Below are 22,855 nucleotides of genomic sequence, written 5' to 3' on the forward strand. Positions count from 1 at the left end.
AAGCCCTTTCAAATTTTGTGCTATCATTATATGAAAAGGGCAGGTGTTGAAATGAAATTATTAGTGACAGAAAATTACGAAACCTTGAGTCAACTAACGGCGGATATAATTTTAATGAAATGGGCGGAAAATCGGCGAGTGAACTTAGCTTTGACTGCGGGTTCTTCTCCAAAACGTGCTTACGAAATTTTAAGTACTCGCTTAAAGACTGTGGCGTTTGACCAAAGCTTGGCGCATTTCTATAACTTTGATGAAATTACTTTAAAGGATCAAGATTATGGTTTGACGATGCAGGCATTGCATGAAGAGCTTCATCAGCCATTAGGGATTAAAGAAGAAAATATTGACGTTTTAGATGCAGAAAATTATCAGACGTTTGATCGAAAGATTGCTGAGGATGGAGGTTTGGATCTTGTTTTGATGGGAATCGGAAGCGATGGTCATTTCTGCGGGAACATGCCGGAGTTCACCTCCTTTGATTACGGAGTATATCGTGTGCCGATCGAGCCGGAGGATGCGTTGTATAAATTGATTGATGAATCAAGCCCTCATACTCCGGGAAAAGAGATGGTAACCTTTGGTCCGCAAACGGTTTTAGCTGCGAAAGAGTTAGTTCTGATTGCAAATGGGGAAAAGAAGGCAGCAATTATCAAGCAAGCACTGGAAGGTCCCATCACAGAGGATATCCCAGCCTCCGTTTTGCGTTTGCATCCTAATTTAACAGTGATTTTAGACAAAGCTGCGGCAAGTCAACTAGCTTAATAACAAGAACAGGACTGAGAAACAATATCTCAGTCCTGTTTGTTATTTTGAGACACAGACTATAGATAGACGGTGCTAAAAAGCTGAATGAGCGAGTCTGTTTAATTAGCTGATCAGCTTTGCAGCTTCTTCATCAGCAAGAACGGTAATAGTTGAATGCCGTCTTAAAACGGAAGCTGGACATGCTTCTGTCAATGGCCCCTTCAGCATTTTTGCTAGAGCTTCCGCTTTGTTACTGCCATGAACGATTAGTAGAATCTCCTTTGCTTTTAGCACACTCAATGGCCCCATGGTAACGAAGGATCTGGGAACGGCTTGACCATGCTTACTATAGATGTCAGCAAAAACATCATACCAAGGATATTCAGGTTTGATTTCTACTTCATAAGACAGACTGTCAAAGCTTGTAGACTGTGGCATGTTTCCACAAAAGTGCCCATCGCTCCCGAGGCCTAAGACTATTAAATCAAGTCCCCCAGCTTCCTCGATTTGTTGGTCAAATGCTGCGTAATTTTCCTTCGTTATTTCATGAATGTTTTCTTCTTTGATAGTTGCTGGAACACAGAATTTTTCTTTTAGCTCGTTATATGTCGTTGTGTGATCAGAATTTTCAAGCGGTCCGCCGTCAGAAGTATAAACATGAAAGTTCGAACAGTCCGTGGATTCCCGTAGGTGCTCAATCACTAATTCGTAGATTCTGCTGGGAACGGAGTTAGCCGTAAAAGCGCAGTTCACGCGATGGTTGCTGTTCATTTTTTCCAGAATGGCAGTTGCTGCCAGTATGCACATTGCATCCTGTGTTTTTACAGTCGTGATTTTCATCGAATTACCCTCATTTCTAGTATATTTTACTCAGCTCTAAAGCATTTATTGACTATTTTAGGTAAAGTGCGACATAGAAAAATTTGATACCAGTAGTGACAACGAGAGGAATCAAAGTGTCTGTTTGTTTGGCGGCGTATGATAAAAAGTGAATCCATTTTTAATCGTAAAAAGAAACGATTGATCGAGACTACTCCTCAAAACAACCATAACATGAATTTCTTTTATGTAAAGACACTAAAAAAACGTGTTGGCCCATAATTTTTATGGATCCACACGTTTTTTAGTATTGAATCTGAAGCATCAATTTTTATGCGTTCTCTTCAATGTCTTCCTCTTCGACTGTTTCGAAATATTGGGAATGAATAATGATTAATACGATTCCGATAAAGACCATCACACTTGCAAAATAGAAGGTATAATTACCGCCAAATTTTGCACCGATCAAACCAGCAACGAACGGAGCAAGCGAACCACCAAAGAAGCGTACAAAGCTGTAAGTTGAAGAAGCGATGCTGCGTTTGATTCCAAGGATTTCCATGGCGATCGTAGTCATCAATGTATTAATGATCCCTTGGAAAAATCCAGCGACGATCAAAGCAGCTGCTACGAGTGCAGGATGATCGGCATTGATTCCCATTAACAATAAGCAAACAATGAATCCAATAAAACCGATCATTAGGGTATAAAAAGTGCCGATCCTTCTCTCAAAACGCGTTGCTAAGAAAATCGAAGAAATCGCTAATAGGATTCCCCAGCCGAAGAAGGTCATGCCGATTTCCATTTCTGAAAAGTTTGGCATTAAGAAGGGGGCATAGGCCAGTAAAGTAAAGAAACCAAAATTATAAAGTAATGCAATCAAACCCACGGAACGCAATTTGTGATTTTTCAACGCCTTGATCCCAGCAAAAAAATCGATTTTTTCTTTTTTGCCTGCGGGTTCCTTGAACATAATTAAAATCGACAAAAATGAAATCAGCATCAAAACAGATACGCCTGCAAATGGCAATCGCCAAGAGATAGAACCAAGCGATCCCCCAACGAGCGGTCCAATCGACATGCCCAATCCCATAGCGGCTTCATAAAGCATAATCGATTTCTCTGTTTGACCAATCAACACACTGACGATCGCCGATAACGCTGTTGAAATAAAGAGCGCATTTCCTAATCCCCAGCCAGCTCTGAAATAAATCAGTGCGTCAATCGTATTTGACAGTCCAGCGAAAAGCGCAAATAAAATAATAATGAATAATCCTACCATCAAAGTTTTCTTCGTACCAATTCGGCTAGAAACAAAACCAGTGAATAACATGACGATCCCCGTCACCATCATATAGCTTGTAAATAATAGCGTTGTTTGCTCAGGTGTTGCCTGTAAAGATTTGGCGATCGAATTTAAAATAGGATCTACCAGTCCGATCCCCATGAAGGCGATCATGCAAGCAAAGGCAACAACATATGCTGCTTTGCTATTTTCTTTTTCCGTTACTAAGTTTCCGTTTAAATTTTCCATGTAAACCACCACTTTCCATTCAACAGTTTAATCATAAATTATTTTTATGTCAATATTTACATAAATAAATTTACACATATTTTCTTCAAAAAAAGAAACAGACCCTAAATGATCTGTTTCTTGCCATTATTCCTTGAAGTAGTCATCGATTTTTTCTTCTGCCCATGCACACCAAGCGAGCTCTTCCTTACATAGACGGATTTTTCGTTCAAGAATCAGCTCGCGACCAAAATTTTTTCGCCGCTCCTCTTCGCTTGATTCAGTGACACCATCTAAGACCTTGGAATATTCGCTGAGTTGTTCCTGAAAATATTGTTTTCGTTCCATGATTAAAAATTTTGAAGTATCTCGATCCAGAGCAGAGATGGTAAACACCTTCGCTAGGAACTCATCTTTCTGAGAAGGAGCATGGCTTTTAGTAAAAACCCATTCCTTTACTAACTCTTTTCCTGCTGGAGTAATATCATAAATTTTCCGTTTCCCATCAGGAATATCAATGATCTCAATTAATTCCTGCCTGCGCAGTTCTTTTAAGGTTGGATAGATTTGGCTGTGATGAGCTTCCCAAAACAAATTCAAAAAGTGTTTTAATTCATAACCGGTCAACGGCGAACGCACAAGCATTGCCAGAACAACATAGCTGATCGTATTCATCATGTGATCCTTTCTGTTAAGGATTTCCTTTAAACTATTTTCCTTCTTATTTTCTCCGTGTCTATTGTATCACTGTTTATAAAAATTGATGAACATTTTTCAGACCTGCGGCGGATGTTTTTTCTCCAGAATTCTAATAGACTTATTTTAGAGAGGAAGATCGTTGTGAAAGTCTTATTTGTATTCGATGACCAAGAATATTCAAGTTTTTTTATTTATGATTTAACTAGTGGTATAAACAGTCTGTTGCGAGTTTCGCCCGAAATAAAAATACAGAAGCTGACTCTTGGTGAATTGTACACACAAGTACCGATTGAAAAGTTCTTAGCCTATTTTTCAGTTGCTTTTTCTGTAAAAGTCGAGAAATATTTGATTCTAAAAAAAGCAGATAGTTTGCTTGGTGTGAAGGAAGCCGGCCTTGAAGAGGATGGGAAGATGGCCGTAACGGTTTATAAAGATTTTCACGCCTTAAAAAATGGTCAGCTGTTTACAAAAGGTGAGCACCGACTGACTTTAGCTGAGATCGATGCCTATATCAGCTATCAGATTGATCAGGATGGTCGGATCGACGTGTTTGAACGGCAGGAGGATATTATTCGATTGATAAAGCGCAAAACGCTTCGACCACGATTATCTTCTATCACTAATAATTATGGAACAGTCCGAGAGTATTCAGGAAGCAATCTTAATTTAAAAGACATGTTAAAGCTGGGAACAGGTTACTTAGCAAAAGGCAATGTCCGGATGAATAAAATCAATGTACCGGAAGTCGGGAGCTATACGTTAAATGGTGATTTTCCCTATCAGCTAAACAGGATCGATTGGGAGAAAAATAACGTGAAATTACGATCTGATTTAATTCAATAAAAAGTTATTCACAGGAAGTATCCAAAAAGCGTTTTTTTTGATTGGATTAGCCGCTTACATAGCCGTAAAAGCTTTGACATCAATCTTTAGAGGAGTTTCACAACTGAGAAACTTTTTGGTTAAATTGCTTTTGAGTACTTGACAATTGTGATGGATGCTTTTGAATTAAAAATAAAAAAAGCGATGCTACACTAAAAATGGAGGGATAATGATGATTTGGACGTTAATAGTAGGTGCTGTGATTGGAGCGATCGGCGGCAGTCTTTCTGGCCGCGGCAAGCAGATGGGCTGCATCTTTAATATTATTGCAGGCCTAGCAGGTTCCTATATAGGTCAAGCAATTTTTGGTCACTGGGGGCCGCACTTAGCAGGAATGGCATTAGTACCGTCAATCTTAGGTGCAGTCGTAGTGGTAGCGGTTGTTTCATTTTTCACAGGACGACGATAAGAAGTAGTTTGCAGAGGCTGAAAATCAGCTTCTGCCTTTTTTTAGTTTAAAAGCAGAGATTTTTGTTTTTCTAGTCGTGTTCGTTCAGCTTTTTGAAAGACTTTGTTATAATGGACTGTGGGTGATAAGAATGATAAAACGAATGGAAAATTTACGTAGATTAATGAAAAAAGAAGTAATTGATGCGTACTTAGTAACAAGTCCGGCGAACTTGCGCTATTTAACAAACTTTACTGGAACAGCCGGTTTAGCATTTATTACATTAGAAAGAGCGTTCTTTATTACTGATTTTCGTTATATCGAACAAGCTAATGAGCAAGTTCAAGGAATGACGATTATTCAACATCAAGGAGATACCATAGGAGAAATCATCAGACTGATGGAAAGCGAGGGCATCAGCGTTCTTGGATTTGAGGACGCCTTCATGACCTATGCTGAGTATTCTGTTTTTGAAGAAGCAATTGACGCAGAGCTGGCACCGGCCAGCGGTTTCATTGAAAAGTTGCGGGAACAGAAGGATCCGGGAGAAATTGCCATCATTGAAAAGGCTTGTGCGATAGCTGATGAAGGATTCGAGCATGTCCTAAAGATGATTCGTCCGGGAATGACGGAAATTGAGGTAGCAAATCAATTGGACTTCTTTATGCGCTCACTTGGGGCATCAGGCACATCGTTTGATACGATCGTTGCTAGCGGTGTTCGATCAGCTTTACCTCATGGCGTCGCCAGCAGTAAAAAAATTGAGCACGGCGATTTGATTACACTGGATTTTGGTTGTGTATATCAAGGATATGTATCGGATATCACACGTACTTTTGCAATAGGGGAGCCAGAACAACAGTTAAAAGACATTTATCAAATCGTTTTAGAAGCGCAGCAAAAAGTTATCGAAGTGGCTCAGGCCGGAGTAACTGGTGCACAATTAGATGCGGCAGCTCGAGATTTTATTACTGAAGCTGGCTATGGCGAGGCTTTTGGACATTCTACCGGGCATGGTATTGGAATGGAAATTCATGAAGGGCCGAATGTTAGTCAATCCAACGGTGAGCCACTAGAAGTCGGCAATATCATTACTGACGAGCCGGGAATTTACTTAGCTGGTCTTGGCGGTGTTCGGATTGAAGATGATTTGGTGATTTTAGCTGAAGGCAATCGAATTTTGACGCATTCACCGAAGGAACTCATCATTTTATAAGTATCAGTTTCCCTATATATTTTAGCAAGATTAGAGTAGGGGATGCTTTAAAAATAGTTTCATTAAAAAGAACAAGCCGTAATTGGGTAGAGGTAGCGTAAGTAAACAAGAAATGATAAACTAGAACCAAATCTGCAAAGATGGGCAATATGCAGGGAATTAATATTTCTATTCTTTCTATATAATAGTAGAATAATAATTGATTTCCTTTCATTGAATTAGGAGGAAGTATCATGATTTCAGTAAACGATTTTAAAACTGGTTTAACTATCGAGGTGGACGGCGGCATTTGGCGTGTAGTCGATTTCCAACATGTGAAACCAGGTAAAGGTGCGGCCTTCGTTCGTTCAAAACTCAAAAATCTGCGTACTGGAGCTATGCAAGAAAAAACGTTCCGTGCGGGTGAAAAAGTTGCGAAAGCTCAAATTGACAATAAAAAAATGCAATATCTTTATGATGATGGCGATAACTACGTGTTCATGGATATGCAAAGCTACGAACAAATCGAAATGCCTAAGCAGCAAGTAGCAGAAGAAATGCTTTACGTATTAGAAAACACAGAATTAACCGTTATTATGTATGGGAACGAAGTTTTAGGAGTGGATCTTCCAAACACTGTAACATTAGAAGTTGCGGAAACAGAACCAAACATTAAAGGAGATACCTCATCAGGCGGTTCAAAGCCAGCTGTGATGGAAACAGGTTTGACAGTCAATGTACCATTCTTCGTGAATCAGGGAGACAAGCTGATCGTCAATACTCAAGATGGCAGTTACGTATCTCGAGCATAAAAGGTTCAGTTTTTATGGACTAGCAGTATGTGGCGTTTAAATATAAAAGAATTAGTATTATTCTTAGAGCTAATCGATGGAGTGATCTCTATTCGGGCGATACATGAACATCAGACTTGTTTTTTTATAAGGAAAAATAAGTACATTGGAGGAATAAGGAGAGAGTAAGATGGCAGATGAAAAAAATTTAGTTTTAGGCGAAAGTCCTGAACTCGGTGAAATTATCATTGCACCAGAAGTGATTGAAGTAATTATTGGAATCGCAGCTTCTAAAGTGGACGGTGTTTATGGTATGCGTGGTTCTCTAGCAAGCAATGTGACTGAACTGCTTGGTAAAGCCGCTCATGGAAAAGGTGTTTATCTTAAAAATGATGAAGACGGATTGAAAGTCGATATCTATTCTTATTTTGATTACGGCACTTCTGTACCGAAAGTAGCAATGGCTATGCAAGAACGTGTAAAACAGCAAGTTTTATTTATGACTGATTTAGCGTTGAGCGAAGTAAACATCCATGTAGTAGGCGTTGTAGCTGAAAAATTAGAACAACCGACCCTAGAAGAATTATTCAATGATGAAGAGGAAAATAATGAGTAAAGAATTATCACGTCATGAGATTCGGGAAAAAGCCTTACAGGCACTATTCCCGTTAGACTTCAATCAGGATTTAACCAAAAAGGATGCCATTAACCACGCATTAAGTATTGACCAGCAAGAATTCGTCAGTGAAGACGAAGAAGCCTTTGTTCCTGTCTATCTTGATGAAATAGTTGGGGGAGTCGTGGAACACCAAACAGAGCTAGATGAGATTATTCAAAAGCATTTACGTTCTAACTGGTCGATTCAACGAATTGCAAAAATGGATTTGATTATCTTGCGGCTAGGAATCTACGAGATGCTGTACAATACTCAAGTACCCAATCGAGTGGTTCTAAATGAAGCGATCGAATTGGCTAAAACTTTCAGTGATGACCAATCAAGAAAGTTCGTCAATGGTATCTTATCTAATGTAATGAAAGAGATCGATGAAGCTGGGGCAAATAGCTGATGAAGCTATTTTTCCCAGCTTCATTTAAACTATATAGGGAAAGAAGTGGGGAATAAAAAATGGCACAAATTATTAATGGAAAAGAATTGGCAGAAAAACTTCAGCAAGAAACAGCTAAACAAGTTGAAACATTAGCAGCGAAAGGGATTCATCCAGGATTGGTCGTGTTACTGGTTGGAGAAAACCCTGCTAGTCAAATATATGTGAGAAATAAGGAACGTGCAGCCAAAAAGATTGGGATTCATTCTGAAGTAAAACGCTATCCCGAAGCGATCACAGAGGCTGATTTGATTAAGGAAATTGAACACTTCAATAAATCAAATGAATTCCATGGAATTTTAGTACAGTTGCCATTACCGGATCATATTGATGAAGAGAAGGTTTTGCTTGCAATCAATCCATTAAAAGATGTTGACGGATTCCATCCAATGAACATGGGAAGATTATTCGCGGGAATGCCGCATACAATTCCTTGTACACCATACGGTATTATGAAAATGTTTGAAGAATACGATATTCCATTAGCTGGGAAACAAGCAGTTGTGATTGGACGCAGTAATATCGTCGGCAAACCAATGGCGATCTTGCTTTTAGGAGCGGATGCAACGGTGACGTTGACTCATTCGAAAACGGAAGATCTGGCAAACGTTGCTAGCAAAGCAGATATTTTAGTTGTAGCAATCGGCAAAGGTCATTTCGTTACGAAAGAGTTTATAAAACCAGGGGCAGTCGTAATTGATGTTGGGATGAATAGCAATGAAGAAGGTAAACTAATCGGCGACGTGAAATTTGATGAAGTCGAACCAATTGCCAGTTATATCACACCTGTTCCAGGTGGGGTAGGACCAATGACCATTACAATGCTAATGCAGCAAACAGTAGACTGCTGCGAACGGCAAGTATTGGACCACGAATAGCAGAGAGGTGTTTAAATGACACAAGAGTATCTGACTGTCAGTGCTTTAAACAAGTATATAAAACGGAAATTCGACGTAGACCCCTATTTAGAGAGGGTCTATTTGACCGGAGAAATATCGAATTTTCGTATGCGGGCGAATAGTCATCAATATTTCAGCTTGAAAGATGAACGCTCAAAGATTAGTGCCATCATGTTCAAAGGTGCCTTTCAAAAACTGAAATTTACACCAAAAGAAGGGATGAAGGTTTTGGTAGTTGGTCGCGTAGCTTTATATGAAGCCAGCGGGAATTATCAAATTTATATTGATCACATGGAACCGGACGGTGTAGGCGCTTTGTATCAGGCTCTTGCTGAATTGCGAGAGAAACTGAATAAAGAAGGGCTATTCTCGCAACCAAAGAGATCTCTTCCACGCTATCCAAAGCGGATTGCGGTGATTACAAGTCCCAGCGGTGCCGTCATTCGAGATATTATCACCACCGTGAAACGTCGATATCCCATCACCCAGCTGGTTCTTTTTCCAACATTAGTGCAAGGAGACAAAGCTGCTGCTGATATTGTCAAAAACATTCATAAGGCAGAAGCCTTAGATTTTGATACTATGATTATTGGACGGGGTGGCGGATCAATCGAAGACCTGTGGCCATTCAATGAAGAAATCGTAGCTCGAGCAATTGCGGCCTCTCCGATACCGATCATTTCTTCAGTAGGACATGAAACGGATACGACGATTGCTGATTTAGTCGCAGATGTACGAGCAGCAACACCGACAGCTGCAGCTGAACTGGCAGTGCCTGTTTTATCAGAAGAAATTTTACGAATTAAAGAAAAGCAAGCACGTTTAGAACAAGCCTTCTTACATCAGTTGCAGCGTAAAAAAGCACGTTTTGAACGCCTGCAGCAATCCTATATTTTCAGGCAACCTACTCGTTTGTATGAAGCTCAAAGTGTTCAATTAGATCGATTGACCCAGCAGCTGCAGCAGAATATGACGGTCCTAGTTAGTCAACGAGAACGGGAATTGATGCAGTATAGCAGCCGATTGGCTCAAGCGAACCCCATCAATCGTGTCAAACAGACTCAACAGCAAATGGACTATTTGCAGGAACGCCTGCAGCAGCAAATGCAAGGCTATTTAGAGAATCAACACCGCCGATTACAACAAGCAATCACATCACTTGATTTACTGAGTCCACTGAAAACGATGGGGCGCGGTTTTACCTATACGACTCAAGACGATCATGTAATTCGGTCGGTAAAGGATTTAAAGAAAAAAGAAATGACGGTGCATTTTGCTGATGGTATTGCAAAAGCATCAATCTTAGAAATTGAAGAAGGGACAAAATAATGGAAAATACAACCTTTGAAGAATCAATCGCACAATTAGAAACGATCGTAACACAATTAGAACGTGGTGATGTACCATTGGAAGAAGCGCTAGAGGCCTTTCAAAAAGGAATGGTCCTGAGCAAGCAATGCCAAGATACATTAACTAAAGCAGAAAAAACGTTGACTAAAATGATGAGTGAAGATGAAGAAGTGCCTTTTACAAGTGAGGAGGAAGCTTAAATGCTGCAGCAGCTTTCTGCTGAAGAACTACCTAAAGTTGAAAAAGAAATCATTGATTTTATCAATACTTATACTATTCATGATGATTTAAAAAAAAGCATGCTCTATTCAATTGAGGCAGGAGGAAAAAGAATCCGTCCATTGATAGTTTTGTCTACTGTGTCGGCTTTTCGGAAAGAATTGACGCCTCCGGTCCATCAAACGGCTGGAGCTCTTGAGATGATTCACACGTATTCATTGATTCATGATGATCTCCCGGCAATGGATAATGATGATTTACGTCGTGGAAAGCCAACTAATCATAAGGTTTATGGAGAGGCTCTAGCTATTTTAGCAGGCGATGGTCTTTTAACTGGAGCTTTTCAATTAATTAGTGAGACAACATTAAGTCCAGCAGAAAATGTACTTTTGATACAGCTTTTAGCGAAGGCTGCAGGTATCGGGGGGATGGTAGCAGGACAAGCTGGCGATATGGAAGCGGAAAATAAGCATGTCCCGCTGAATGCACTGAAAGCAATCCACCGTGGGAAAACAGGGGCTCTCTTGACGTATGCTTTTGTAGCAGGAGGAATCTTAGCAGATCAGCCTGAGTATGTGATTGGGCTTCTTGAAAAGCTTGGGAAACATGTTGGATTAGCTTTTCAGATTCGAGACGACCTACTAGATGTCGTAAGTACCACCGAAGAATTAGGGAAACAAGTTGGTCAGGATGAAAAGTCGGATAAAAGCACTTATCCAGCTTTGCTGGGGATTGAAGGAGCGAAGCAGGCACTAGCTGAGGAATTAGGACAAGCTGAAATTGTGATTCAGCAATTAACGAAAGCAGCCCAATTTCAACCTAAAATTTTCGAAGAATTACTAGCGCTTTTTGCCTTGAAAAAGTAATATGTCGAATGAAGACTAAATCTATTTAAGAAGTAGGGGACAGCATGAAAAAAGAACGTGTCGATGTGTTAGCGTTTAACCAGGGACTTTTTGAAACTAGAGAGAAAGCAAAACGCGCCGTAATGGCCGGTTTAGTTTATGATCAAAAAAACGAACGATTAGACAAGCCTGGTGAAAAAATTTCAATTGAGACGAGTTTACAAGTTAAAGGGCAAAGTTTAGCGTATGTTTCTCGTGGTGGCCTAAAATTGGAGAAAGCTTTGAAAAATTTCGATGTAGCTATCGATCAAAAAATTTTGCTTGATATCGGTTCTTCTACAGGGGGATTTACGGATGTTGCGTTGCAAAATGGAGCAAAGTTAAGCTACGCCCTAGATGTTGGCTATAACCAATTAGCATGGAAATTACGTCAAGATGAGCGGGTCGTAGTAATGGAAAGGACGAACTTTCGTTATGCTAAATTAGCCGACTTTGATCAAGGACAGCCAAATTTTGCAACAATTGATGTTTCCTTCATCTCTTTAAAACTGATTTTACCACCATTACATGAAATTTTAACAGAGAATGGTGATGTCGTTGCATTGATCAAGCCGCAATTCGAAGCTGGAAAAGAGTATGTCGGGAAAAAAGGCATTATTAAAGACCCTAAAACGCATTTGATGGTGTTAGAAGAAATCACCGATTTTGCTGCAGCACATGGCTTTGACGTGCAGGAGTTAACGTATTCTCCAATCACTGGTGGTGAAGGAAATATTGAGTTTTTAGCTCATTTAAAAAAAGTAGCGGAGACAGGTGTGTTAAATCCAGAAATCAATTTAGAAATGGTTGTGACAGAGGCACATCAACAACTAGACAAATAATCAATCGGGAGGAGAAGAGATGCGTAAAAAAGAACGACACCGTATTATTACCCAGTTATTGAGTGAGTATGATGTGAAAAAGCAAGAGGACTTTGTTGAAATTCTTGCGCAGCAAGGTGTAACGGTAACTCAAGCGACAATTTCACGGGATATTAAGGAAATGAAATTGATAAAAGTACCTGCACAAAATGGCGGCTATCGCTACAGTATACCGCGTAAAGAACAAGAAGATGTGAATGAAAAATTAGCTGATCTTTTAAAAGAGGCGGTAATCTCTGTCAATCAAATGGAAAAATTCATCAACGTAAAGACATTACCGGGAAATGCCTCAGCATGTGCAAATTTATTAGAAAAGCAATTCATGAAAAGTTTATTTACGACTTTGAATGATGATGACAGCGTTTTGATGATAGCATTGACTGAGGAAGATGCCATACGTATCCAACAGGATATCGCTGAGAAAAGTCAGAATAATTAGTATGTCTCATTAAAAGGAGAATATGAAAAAAATGTTACAAGAACTGACAATTAAAAATTTTGCGATCATTTCTTCGTTGCATTTGGGCTTTACTGATGGAATGACAGCTTTAACTGGGGAGACTGGTGCTGGGAAATCAATTATTATTGATGCGGTCAGCTTGCTGGCCGGAGCACGTTCATCAATCGAATACATTCGACAGGGCAGTGATAAATGCTTAGTGGAAGGTCTATTTGATTTACCTAAGCAGCAAGAGTTTCAATTATTAATGGAGGAGCTTGGGATCGAAGTTGACGAAGCAGGACTGATTGTTCAAAGAGATTTGAACATATCAGGAAAGAGTGTATCACGAGTAAACGGCAGAATCGTGACTTTAGCAAATCTGCGACGGATTGGACAATTCTTAGTCGATATTCAAGGACAAAATGATCATCAAGAATTGATGCATCCGGAATCTCATTTACGACTTTTAGACAGTTTTGGTGCGGCTGATTTTCAAGAATTGAAAGCCACTTATCAAACAGCCTACCAAAGCTATATCACGTTAGTAAAACAAGTCAAAAAGTTCAAACAGAATGAACAATCCTTTGTTCAACGGATTGATATGCTAACATTTCAGCAGGAAGAAATCGGCAATGCGGAACTAGCCCTTGGCGAGGAAGAGCGGCTAGTTGAAGAACGGGAAAAACTGACAAATTATCAAAAAATTGTTGATAGTCTTTCATACAGCTATCAGGCTATGACTAACGAAGAGACAAGTTCGCTAGATGTGATTGGTTCAGCCAGTCAAGAGCTTCAAACAATTGCTTCTTTGGACAAGGATTATGAAAATATCTCTGATAATGTTCACAGTGCCTATTACTTATTACAAGACGCGGTCAGTGAAATCGGTCGTCAACTGGATATGTTGGAATTAGATGAGGAACGGCTAGATTTGGTCAATGAACGTTTAGAATTGATTCATCAATTGAAAAGAAAATACGGCGATTCAATTGAGGATATCTTGAGTTATTTTGATAAAATCAGCCAAGAGCTTTTAGATTCAGATTTTTCTGGAGATAAACTTGAAAAACTAGAAAAAGATTTAATTGTAAAGGAAGAAAAGCTACAGAAATTAGCTATGAAGTTACAAGCAGCACGAAAAAAGATGGCAAAAAAATTAGAGGCGGCTATCCAAAATGAGTTAAAAGACTTGTATATGGAAAATGCTCGTTTTGAAGTGACGTTCAAGGAAATCATTTTTGCAGCTGAGGGAATTGACGAGGTAGAATTCTACATAACGACAAATCCTGGTGAACCTTTGAAGCCCTTAGTCAAGGTAGCTTCAGGTGGAGAAATCTCACGTGTAATGTTAGCTTTGAAGACAATTTTTTCAAAAACTCAAGGGTTGACGAGTATCGTATTTGATGAGGTGGATACAGGTGTAAGTGGCCGAGTGGCTCAGGCAATCGCAGATAAAATTTATCAAATTGGTAAAAATTCGCAAGCGCTTTGTATTACCCATTTGCCCCAAGTAGCAGCGAAGGCAGATCACCAATTATTTATTCGCAAAGAAGTGGTGAATGGTAGAACGCTGACAAGAGTGGAAGAACTAACAGAAAAAGATCGTACTGAAGAAATAGCTCGCATGCTGGCAGGTGCTGAAATCACGGAATTGACAGTCAGACATGCAAAGGAATTATTGCAATTAGCTAAAAAATAGGCGGAGCTGCTGCTCCGCCTATTTGCTTACATAATACTTAGTAGACTGCTCAAAACTAATGAACCAATTGTTAAAATTAACATGGTCCAAATAACAACTTTGGTAACTTTAGAAAAAGTACTCGTGGATTTTTTTTTATTCATACCGTCACCATCCTCAAAAAAAATTCAAATTCATCATACTTCATTTTTTTGAACTCCGCAAATAACTGAAAAAACTTTTAAAAAATACTAAGAAATCTTTTCGTGACAATATCGCGAATTCAATTGTTAAAACTTACTAAATCCTTTATATTTTAAATGAATTGAAACACGAATGTAACGATAATGCAGTATAGTGAGGGTAGTAGTTTGAAGAGGAAGGACTGTGTTTGTTGGCATCATTTTCACCAATTTTATTGTTATGGTACATTTTTCCAATTATCGTCTTTTTAGCGTCTGATTATATCATAACAACTTTCAAATTAAAACAACGCTTCAATTTGAAAACGCCAGATATTACTGTGCCATTTTTAATTGTGGGAATGCACGAAATATCAAAAAGTATCAGCTCGTTTTCGATTTTACCATATTTTTTACTAACTATTTTATTATTGGGCATTAGTGTGGTTGTTTTTCAAGCCTATCGGTATCGCGAAATCATGTATGGGCGTTTCTTTAAAATGTTTTGGCGCTTAACGTTTTTACTATCGGTTTTAGTCTATTTTATTTTGATTATCGCGAGCATTATTAATGCCTTATAATTGAAAAAAACTTTAAAAAAACTCTTTATTACCACCTTATTTCCTGCTAATACGGTATGGTTAGGAAAGGTCAGGAAACTGTTATTTTTGTTTTTTGTAAAGTGTGGTAGATTGTGGGGGATTGTGGTAGACTAATCTCATGCGGTGGTAAAAAGGGGTGGAGTCTAGATGTTCATGGGCGAATTTCAACATAACATTGATGCAAAAGGACGATTGATCGTTCCATCAAAGCTACGTGAACAATTAGGCGAGAAGTTTGTTGTCACCCGCGGGATGGATGGGTGCCTATTCGGTTACCCTTTAACCGAATGGAACCAACTAGAAACAAAGCTGAATGACATGCCACTCTCTAAGAAAGATGCGCGGGCGTTTGTTCGTTTCTTTTACTCCGCAGCTACCGAGTGTGAAATTGATAAACAAGGGCGAATTAATATACCAGTGTCACTACGCAATCATGCGTCTATTGAAAAAGAATGTGTGATCATTGGTGTAGCGAATCGCATTGAAATTTGGGATCAAGCACGATGGAATGATTTTACAAAAGAAACAGAAGCTAGTTTTGATGACATTGCAGAGACAATGGTCGATTTTGGATTTTAGAGAAGAGGATTATCAATGACAGACTTTCAACATACAACCGTTTTGCTACGCGAGACAGTTGATGGTCTAGCAATCAAACCAAACGGTATTTATGTTGATTGTACATTAGGCGGAGCTGGTCACAGTGAATACTTACTGAGTCAGCTGAGCTCAGATGGACATCTTTACGCTTTTGATCAAGATCAAAAAGCAATCAATCATGCGAAAATTCGTTTAGCCGAATATGTCGATAAGAATCAAGTGACCTTTGTTAAAGCGAACTTTAGAGATCTTGCGACAGAATTAAATCGTTTAGGCATTACAGCAGTTGACGGAATTTTATACGATTTAGGAGTTTCTTCGCCGCAACTTGACGAAGCAGAGCGTGGATTCAGCTATCATCAAGATGCTCCGCTAGATATGCGAATGGATCAAGATGCTCCGTTGAGCGCGTATCAAATTGTCAATGATTATTCTTACCATGAATTAGTAAAAATTTTCTTTCGCTATGGGGAAGAAAAATTTTCTAAACAAATTGCACGTTTAATCGAACGTAAGCGTGCAGATAAACCGATTGAAACGACAGGGGAACTTGTGGATGTGATCAAAGAAGCTATTCCTGCTCCAGCACGTCGTAAGGGTGGTCACCCTGCCAAACGTGTCTTTCAAGCTATACGTATTGCTGTGAATGATGAGCTTGGTGCAATTGAAAGTTCTTTGGAACAAGCGATTGATATTTTGGCTGTCGAAGGCAGAGTGAGTGTGATTACTTTCCATTCATTAGAAGATCGAATCGTAAAAACAATATTTAAAGAATTCAGTACACCTAAGGATATGCCGCCAGGCTTACCCATAGTACCAGAAGAATTCCAGCCGGTATTAAAGCTGGTTAATCGCAAGCCGATTGTTCCTTCAGATGAGGAATTATATGAGAATAATAGGGCGAGAAGTGCAAAATTGCGGATCGCTGAGAAAGCGAAGAAAGGATAGGAATTATGGCAGAATTAAATAATAATCAACAGTTTCACTTTGATTCTCAGCAAGAAGAGATTCATCAAACGCCAGATTCTTTCAAAGTCTTCGTTTCTCCGGGAGATCGCTTAAAGAAAATTACACGAGTGGAAAAATTTGCCGTGTTAGCCTTCTTAGTAATGTTGATTGGATTATCGATTGTGATGGTCAATTACCGTAATGAGATCAGCAAAACCCAAAACGAGATTACTAGTATTCAAACTGATATTGATGCGAAAGAAAAGACAGCGACACAATTGCAACAAGAAAAAAGTGAATTGTCTCGTTCAGATCGTCTTAAAGAAATTGCTGAAAAAGCAGGACTTTCGATCAATGATGCGAATTTAAGGAAAGTGAAGTAGATGAGCTTTAAAAGGCTAAAAAGAAAAATCCGAAAAAAGAATTTGACTCCGATGAACAATCGCAAAAAAGTAGGCGTTATTTTGTTTGCTACGAGTATTGGATTGTTCTTTTTATTTGCCGTTCGCATGATTTATGTAGTGGCGGGCGGTCATGTTGCAGGGACTTCGTTAAAAGCTAAGACTGAAGAACTTTATCATGGTGGTGAGGTTGTCAAAGCTAAGCGAGGTACAATCTATGATCGTAATGGAGAGGTCATTGCAGAAGATGCAACTTCTTATTCAGTATATGCGATTCTTTCAGAAAGCTATGTTTCAGGAGAAGAAAAGCTTTATGCCCAAGAGAAAAATTTTGATGAATTAGCTTCTATCTTACATAAGTATTTAGGCATTAAAGAAAAATCAGCATTAAAAACTCTGAAAAGCGGCGTAAATAGTGATGGAACAAGTAGGTATTATCAAGTTGAGTTTGGTAATAAAGGGAAAAACATTTCTGAAGAGACAAAACAAAATATCGAGGATGCGATGAAAAAGGCTAAAGTAAAAGGACTTTATTTCACAGATCATACTGATCGAATGTATCCTAATGGAAACTTTGCCTCTCATTTCATCGGATATGCCCAACCGGATAAGAAAGAAAATTTAATTGGGATGATGGGTGTCGAAGCGGCCTACGATGATGTCCTAAAAGGGAAAGACGGTAAGATAGTCTATCAAAAAGATGAAAATCAACGTCCTATTCCGGGCAGCGTCGCTGAAGAAAAAAAGGCAGTAGATGGTGAAGATATCTATACTACCCTAGACGCAGGACTGCAAGGTTATTTGGAAACTTTAATGGATAAAGTCAATTCAGAAGCGAAGCCTACTGAAATGACTGCAATGCTGATGCAGGCAAAGACAGGAGATATTCTCGCTATGTCTCAACGACCAACATTTAATCCTGAGACCAAAGAAGGTTTAGGCGAATCTGATGCATGGCGGAATTTTCTAATAGAAGATAGCTATGAGCCAGGGTCGACAATGAAAGTTTTTACCACATCTGCAGCAGTCAATGAAGGTGTCTTTAATGAAAATGAAAGCTATGTGTCAGGTAAAATTCAAGTAGCTGATGCAACTATCAATGACTGGGATTTAGGAAAAAAAGGAATTTTGACGATGCGTCAGGCATTATCTTGGTCTAGTAACGTAGGAATGGTTAAGCTAGAAGAACGATTGGGTGATCGATGGCCCGAATATGTAAAACGATTTGGTTTTGGTCAAAGTACTTATTCTGGCCTGCCAGGTGAATCTAAAGGAACATTGCCGACAAGTAATATTGTTGACCAAGCAATGAGTTCGTATGGACAAGCAATAGGGGTAACGAATTTTCAAATGATGCGCGGTTTTACAGCCGTAGCAAATGATGGAAAAATGCTACAGCCTCATTATATCGAAAAAGTTTCTAATCCTAATACAGGTAAAGAAATCGTTACAAGACCAGAGGTAGTTGGCGAACCAATAACGGCTGAAACTGCTCAAAAAGTTCGTGAATATATGCGGGATACCGTTGAGAGTGAAAACTATGGCTCTGCTTACGATCAATACAAAGTACCTGGATATCATATTTCTGCCAAAACAGGTACAGCACAAATTGCAGAGAATGGCAGATATTTAACAGGTGAAACAGCCTATATTTATTCAATTGCATTAATGGTTCCTTCAGAGGATCCTGAATACATTTTGTATTTAACATTGAAGCAACCTCAAGAAAATAAAGAGGGAATTATGGGTGAAATTGCAAATCCGCTATTAAGTCGTGCTATGGACTTTCAAAATAATGAAACGGATTCTGCTGATGAAGAAAGTAACACTAAGGTTACTGTGGAAGACTACCGTAATCTTACCACTTCTAAAGCTGCGGCAGATGCTAATAAACGCGGAGTATCAGCGGTAGTAGTCGGGAACGGAGATAAGATTATAAAACAATCTGCGAAACCAGGCGAGAAGGTTATGGCAAATGAACATTTGATATTGTTGACAGATGGTAAGAAAGAAATGCCGGATGTTCGCGGCTGGTCAAAGGCAGATATTTTAAAACTAGCAAATTTGCTAGATATTGATGTCAGCTTTAAAGGAGATGGCTATTGCACGAAGCAAAGTATTGCTCCTTATGTAGAAGTATCGAAAAAGAAATTGAAAATTACGTTAGGTTAGACTGGAGAGAAAAAAATGCAACCGGCACAACTTTTTATCGCTTTTGCCAGTAGTTTCGCGATTACTGTTGCAGGCATGCCTTTTATAATCGGCTATTTTAGAATGAAGAAACAAGGACAAGAAATTCGTGATGAAGGTCCAAAATGGCATAATTCCAAAGCAGGAACTCCTACAATGGGAGGTTTAGGATTTTTAGCTGCTGCGGTGATCACTGCAATTTGGTTTAGTCTTTGGACACATCAAATGACGACTTCGCTATTCATTTTAGTGTTTGTATTATTACTATATGGAATCATTGGGTTTTTAGATGATTTTATCAAATTATCAAAAAAACAAAACGAAGGTCTGACTTCGAAACAGAAATTTATTGCGCAAGTTGTTGTGGCTATTGTTTTTTATATCATCTATCGAATGGAAGGTTATCCAAACACCTTAAACTTCTTCGGCATTAATTTGCCGTTAAACATTGTGTATGGCCTATTCGTGATTTTTTGGTTGGTCGGTTTTTCAAATGCGGTAAATTTGACTGATGGTATTGATGGGTTGGTATCAGGCTTAGGCACCATTTCTTTTGCAGCTTATGGTATCATCGCATGGAAGCAGCAACAGTATGAAGTTCTAATCGTGTGCTTGGCTGTAATGGGCGGACTAGTTGGTTTCTTTCCCTATAATAAAAAGCCAGCGAAAATTTTCATGGGAGATGTCGGTTCTCTTGCTTTAGGCGGGCTGTTAGCAGCCGTTTCGATTGTATTACATCAAGAGTGGACTTTATTGTTAGTTGGCTTGGTTTACATTTTTGAAACAGCAAGCGTGATTATTCAAGTCACTTCCTTTAAAATGACAGGGAAACGTGTTTTTAAAATGTCACCATTGCATCACCATTTTGAGATGTCAGGCTGGTCGGAATGGAAAGTGGATACGGTGTTTTGGGCAATTGGACTCATTGCATCCATCATTGTTTTATTGATCGTACTGTAGGAGATGACTAGGAAATGAAGCAAATTAAACAATATGAAAACGAAAAAGTATTAGTATTAGGATTAGCGAAGAGTGGATTTAGTGCGGCCAAGTTATTGAATGACTTGGGCGCACTTGTTACGGTAAATGACGGAAAGCCCTTTGAAGAAAATCCAGAGGCTCAAGGATTATTGGAGCAAGGTGTACGTGTGATCACCGGACATCATCCAATTGAACTATTAGATGAAGATTTTTCGTTAATGGTAAAAAACCCTGGTATCCCTTATGACAATCCTTTAGTAGCGAAAGCTGAAGAATTGAACATCCCAATTTTGACCGAAGTGGAGTTGGCTTATCAAGTCGCAGAATGTCCAATCGTTGGTATCACTGGAACGAATGGTAAGACGACAACAACGACCATGATCGGTCTATTGTTGAATCAAGAAAGAGCAACAGGTAAAGCACATTTGGCTGGTAACATTGGCTTCCCTGGTAGCGAAGTGGCTGCTAAAGCTACAGCAGATGATGATATCGTTATGGAACTTTCAAGCTTTCAACTAATGGGCATTAGAGATTTCAAACCCCAGATTGCGGTTATTACAAACATTTATGAAGCACATCTAGACTATCATAAGACTCGTGAAAATTATGTGGCGGCTAAATGGGCCATTCAAGAGAACATGACTGCTGATGATTATTTAGTCTTAAACTGGAATTCTAAAGAATTGCAACAGATGAGTCAACGAACAAACGCACAGGTCGTTCCTTTTTCAACAAAGGAAAAGTTGGCTGACGGAGCTTATTTAGAAAAGGGCGTACTATATTATAAGGAAGAAAAAATCATGGATGCTTCTGAACTAGGAGTGCCCGGAGCTCATAATATTGAGAATGCTTTAGCAGCGATTGTCGTGGCAAAATTGAAGGGTGTTACTAGTGAAGGAATACGGGCGGCATTAAGCAATTTTCACGGTGTTCCTCATCGAACGCAATATGTGGATACGATCAATGGACGGAAGTTTTACAATGATTCAAAAGCTACCAATAGCTTAGCAACTGAAATGGCGTTAAGCGGCTTTGACAATGAGCGTTTGATTCTATTAGCCGGTGGATTAGATCGTGGGAATGGGTTTGATGAATTGATTCCATCTCTTGAGGGTGTCAAGGCACTTATTCTATTTGGTGAAACAAAAGAGAAGCTTGCTGAAACAGCAAGACGAGCCGGCGTTCAAACGATCATTTTGACATCGAATGTTGAAACGGCTGTTCCATTGGCCTATGAACAAAGCGACATTGGCGATAGCATCTTATTGTCTCCCGCCAATGCAAGTTGGGATCAATATCCAAACTTTGAAATTCGCGGTGATAAATTTATGAATGCTGTGAAGCAATTAGAAAAGTAGGGAAATGAAATGAGAATACTTGTTACAGGCGGTGGCACGGGCGGACATATTTATCCAGCCTTAGCATTCATCCGCTACGTCCAAAAAATCCAACCTGATTCTGAATTTCTATATGTTGGAACACATCGGGGATTGGAAAATAAAATCGTGCCTGAAACAGGCATCTCTTTTAAAACGATCAAAATTCAGGGATTCAAACGGAAACTTTCGCTGGATAATTTAAAAACAGTTCAACTCTTCATTGAGAGCATCAGACGCTCAAAGGAAATCTTGCGAGAGTTCCAACCTGATGTTGTAATTGGAACCGGGGGGTATGTCTCTGGATCAGTGGTATATGCAGCAGCGAGGATGAAAATACCGACGATTGTTCATGAACAAAATAGCGTTCCAGGGATTACGAATAAGTTTTTAAGTCATTTTGCTGATAAAATAGGTATCTGTTTTCCTGATGCGAAACAATATTTTCCAGAAGCTAAAACCGTTTTGGTAGGAAATCCACGAGCACAAGAGGTTGTGACTAGCGGTAAATCAGATGTTTTAGAGCAGTACGGTTTGTTGCCTGATGTTCCTACCGTTCTGATTTTTGGAGGCAGTCAAGGTGCGCTTAAAATAAATCAAGCAGTTATTCAGGCGTTACCACAATTTTCTCAAAAAGAATATCAAGTGTTATATGCATCAGGTGATCGTTATTATAACGAGATATCAGAAAAATTTGATGTAGGAAAAATTAGTCGCAATCTTTCGCTTCAACCGTATATTAAAAATATGACAGATGTTATGGCTAATGTTGATTTATTGATTGGACGTGCTGGAGCAACGTCGATTGCAGAATTCACTGCTTTAGGTTTGCCGGCTATTTTAATTCCGAGTCCTTATGTGACGAATGATCATCAAACCAAAAATGCTCAAAGCCTTGTGAACGCGGGTGCTGTCAGAATGATTGCAGATGCTGATTTGACGGGTGAAAATTTAGTGAATGCAGTAGATGAGATCATGAAAGATTCGGAAAAAAGAGAGATAATGGCGAAAGCATCACGTCAAGAAGGCATACCAGATGCAGCAGAGCGCCTGTGGCTGCTGGTCAACGAAATCGTCAAATAATT

26 protein-coding genes are annotated in these 22,855 nt (G+C 39.2%); 22 read left to right on the forward strand and 4 right to left on the reverse strand.

Annotated features, from left to right (window positions below; translation table 11 throughout):
• Positions 1-51: 51 nt before the first annotated feature.
• On the forward strand, positions 52-762 hold the full coding sequence (locus JZO85_RS10825; protein WP_207108542.1) for a glucosamine-6-phosphate deaminase: 711 nt from the start codon (positions 52-54) through the stop codon (positions 760-762).
• 105 nt (positions 763-867) lie between these two features.
• Here the strand turns inward: JZO85_RS10825 and JZO85_RS10830 are convergent, their stop codons facing one another.
• The 3 genes from JZO85_RS10830 to JZO85_RS10840 form a co-directional block, all read right to left on the reverse strand.
• Positions 868-1,584, reverse strand: a complete 717-nt coding sequence (locus JZO85_RS10830; protein ID WP_207108543.1) for a 6-phosphogluconolactonase — start codon at positions 1,582-1,584, stop codon at positions 868-870.
• Positions 1,585-1,894: 310 nt separating this feature from the next.
• Positions 1,895-3,097, reverse strand: coding sequence for an MFS transporter (locus JZO85_RS10835; RefSeq protein WP_207108544.1), 1,203 nt, complete (start codon positions 3,095-3,097; stop codon positions 1,895-1,897).
• 126 nt (positions 3,098-3,223) lie between these two features.
• Complete coding sequence (locus JZO85_RS10840; RefSeq protein ID WP_207108605.1) at positions 3,224-3,751, reverse strand: PadR family transcriptional regulator; 528 nt, start codon at positions 3,749-3,751, stop codon at positions 3,224-3,226.
• Between the two features lie 165 nt (positions 3,752-3,916).
• Here JZO85_RS10840 and JZO85_RS10845 point away from each other — a divergent pair, with 165 nt between their 5' ends.
• The 13 genes from JZO85_RS10845 to recN all read left to right on the forward strand — a co-directional run bounded on the left by JZO85_RS10845 (position 3,917) and on the right by recN (position 14,511).
• The gene (locus JZO85_RS10845; protein ID WP_207108545.1) at positions 3,917-4,618 is read left to right on the forward strand and encodes an LCP family glycopolymer transferase; all 702 of its coding nucleotides are present in this window, start codon (positions 3,917-3,919) and stop codon (positions 4,616-4,618) included.
• A gap of 211 nt (positions 4,619-4,829) precedes the next feature.
• Entirely contained in the window at positions 4,830-5,066 is a 237-nt protein-coding gene (locus JZO85_RS10850; RefSeq protein WP_242550331.1) for a GlsB/YeaQ/YmgE family stress response membrane protein, read from the forward strand.
• A gap of 130 nt (positions 5,067-5,196) precedes the next feature.
• Complete coding sequence (locus JZO85_RS10855) at positions 5,197-6,261, forward strand: M24 family metallopeptidase (protein ID WP_207108546.1); 1,065 nt, start codon at positions 5,197-5,199, stop codon at positions 6,259-6,261.
• Positions 6,262-6,494: 233 nt separating this feature from the next.
• Positions 6,495-7,052, forward strand: coding sequence for an elongation factor P (gene efp, locus JZO85_RS10860; RefSeq protein ID WP_207108547.1), 558 nt, complete (start codon positions 6,495-6,497; stop codon positions 7,050-7,052).
• 169 nt (positions 7,053-7,221) lie between these two features.
• Entirely contained in the window at positions 7,222-7,647 is a 426-nt protein-coding gene (locus tag JZO85_RS10865; protein WP_207108548.1) for an Asp23/Gls24 family envelope stress response protein, read from the forward strand.
• Positions 7,640-8,098: a transcription antitermination factor NusB gene (nusB, locus tag JZO85_RS10870; protein WP_207108549.1), complete on the forward strand. Its 459-nt coding sequence runs from the start codon at positions 7,640-7,642 to the stop codon at positions 8,096-8,098. Before JZO85_RS10865 ends, nusB begins: the two co-directional genes overlap by 8 nt.
• 59 nt (positions 8,099-8,157) lie before the next feature.
• The gene (locus JZO85_RS10875; protein ID WP_207108550.1) at positions 8,158-9,015 is read left to right on the forward strand and encodes a bifunctional methylenetetrahydrofolate dehydrogenase/methenyltetrahydrofolate cyclohydrolase; all 858 of its coding nucleotides are present in this window, start codon (positions 8,158-8,160) and stop codon (positions 9,013-9,015) included.
• A gap of 15 nt (positions 9,016-9,030) precedes the next feature.
• Positions 9,031-10,365: an exodeoxyribonuclease VII large subunit gene (xseA, locus tag JZO85_RS10880; protein WP_207108551.1), complete on the forward strand. Its 1,335-nt coding sequence runs from the start codon at positions 9,031-9,033 to the stop codon at positions 10,363-10,365.
• Positions 10,365-10,586, forward strand: coding sequence for an exodeoxyribonuclease VII small subunit (locus tag JZO85_RS10885; RefSeq protein ID WP_207108552.1), 222 nt, complete (start codon positions 10,365-10,367; stop codon positions 10,584-10,586). Before xseA ends, JZO85_RS10885 begins: the two co-directional genes overlap by 1 nt.
• The gene (locus tag JZO85_RS10890) at positions 10,587-11,471 is read left to right on the forward strand and encodes a polyprenyl synthetase family protein (protein WP_207108553.1); all 885 of its coding nucleotides are present in this window, start codon (positions 10,587-10,589) and stop codon (positions 11,469-11,471) included.
• A gap of 44 nt (positions 11,472-11,515) precedes the next feature.
• A complete protein-coding gene (locus JZO85_RS10895; protein ID WP_207108554.1) occupies positions 11,516-12,331 on the forward strand; it encodes a TlyA family RNA methyltransferase in 816 nt (271 codons plus the stop codon).
• Positions 12,332-12,350: 19 nt separating this feature from the next.
• Positions 12,351-12,809, forward strand: coding sequence for an arginine repressor (locus JZO85_RS10900; RefSeq protein ID WP_207108555.1), 459 nt, complete (start codon positions 12,351-12,353; stop codon positions 12,807-12,809).
• A 31-nt stretch (positions 12,810-12,840) separates the two neighbouring features.
• Positions 12,841-14,511 (forward strand): DNA repair protein RecN, encoded by a 1,671-nt coding sequence (gene recN, locus JZO85_RS10905; RefSeq protein WP_207108556.1) that lies wholly within the window; start codon positions 12,841-12,843, stop codon positions 14,509-14,511.
• A 26-nt stretch (positions 14,512-14,537) separates the two neighbouring features.
• Here recN and JZO85_RS10910 read toward each other — a convergent pair whose 3' ends face one another.
• A complete protein-coding gene (locus tag JZO85_RS10910; RefSeq protein WP_088933054.1) occupies positions 14,538-14,654 on the reverse strand; it encodes a DUF4044 domain-containing protein in 117 nt (38 codons plus the stop codon).
• Between the two features lie 227 nt (positions 14,655-14,881).
• Here JZO85_RS10910 and JZO85_RS10915 point away from each other — a divergent pair, with 227 nt between their 5' ends.
• The 8 genes from JZO85_RS10915 (at position 14,882) to murG (ending at position 22,853) form a co-directional block, all read left to right on the forward strand.
• Positions 14,882-15,253 carry a DUF3397 domain-containing protein gene (locus JZO85_RS10915; protein WP_207108557.1) on the forward strand — a complete coding sequence of 124 codons (372 nt, stop codon included), beginning with the start codon at positions 14,882-14,884 and terminating at the stop codon, positions 15,251-15,253.
• Between the two features lie 168 nt (positions 15,254-15,421).
• On the forward strand, positions 15,422-15,853 hold the full coding sequence (gene mraZ / locus JZO85_RS10920) for a division/cell wall cluster transcriptional repressor MraZ (protein ID WP_207108558.1): 432 nt from the start codon (positions 15,422-15,424) through the stop codon (positions 15,851-15,853).
• Positions 15,854-15,868: 15 nt separating this feature from the next.
• Positions 15,869-16,822, forward strand: a complete 954-nt coding sequence (gene rsmH / locus JZO85_RS10925) for a 16S rRNA (cytosine(1402)-N(4))-methyltransferase RsmH (RefSeq protein WP_207108559.1) — start codon at positions 15,869-15,871, stop codon at positions 16,820-16,822.
• A 5-nt stretch (positions 16,823-16,827) separates the two neighbouring features.
• A complete protein-coding gene (ftsL, locus tag JZO85_RS10930) occupies positions 16,828-17,205 on the forward strand; it encodes a cell division protein FtsL (protein WP_207108560.1) in 378 nt (125 codons plus the stop codon).
• On the forward strand, positions 17,206-19,395 hold the full coding sequence (locus JZO85_RS10935; RefSeq protein ID WP_207108561.1) for a penicillin-binding transpeptidase domain-containing protein: 2,190 nt from the start codon (positions 17,206-17,208) through the stop codon (positions 19,393-19,395).
• A 15-nt stretch (positions 19,396-19,410) separates the two neighbouring features.
• Positions 19,411-20,373 carry a phospho-N-acetylmuramoyl-pentapeptide-transferase gene (gene mraY / locus JZO85_RS10940; RefSeq protein WP_207108562.1) on the forward strand — a complete coding sequence of 321 codons (963 nt, stop codon included), beginning with the start codon at positions 19,411-19,413 and terminating at the stop codon, positions 20,371-20,373.
• Positions 20,374-20,387: 14 nt separating this feature from the next.
• A complete protein-coding gene (gene murD / locus JZO85_RS10945) occupies positions 20,388-21,752 on the forward strand; it encodes a UDP-N-acetylmuramoyl-L-alanine--D-glutamate ligase (RefSeq protein ID WP_207108563.1) in 1,365 nt (454 codons plus the stop codon).
• A 9-nt stretch (positions 21,753-21,761) separates the two neighbouring features.
• Positions 21,762-22,853, forward strand: coding sequence for an undecaprenyldiphospho-muramoylpentapeptide beta-N-acetylglucosaminyltransferase (murG, locus tag JZO85_RS10950; protein WP_207108564.1), 1,092 nt, complete (start codon positions 21,762-21,764; stop codon positions 22,851-22,853).
• Positions 22,854-22,855: the final 2 nt, after the last annotated feature.

The organism is Candidatus Enterococcus murrayae (genome assembly GCF_017315985.1).
In the GTDB taxonomy this organism is placed as follows: domain Bacteria; phylum Bacillota; class Bacilli; order Lactobacillales; family Enterococcaceae; genus Enterococcus_A; species Enterococcus_A murrayae.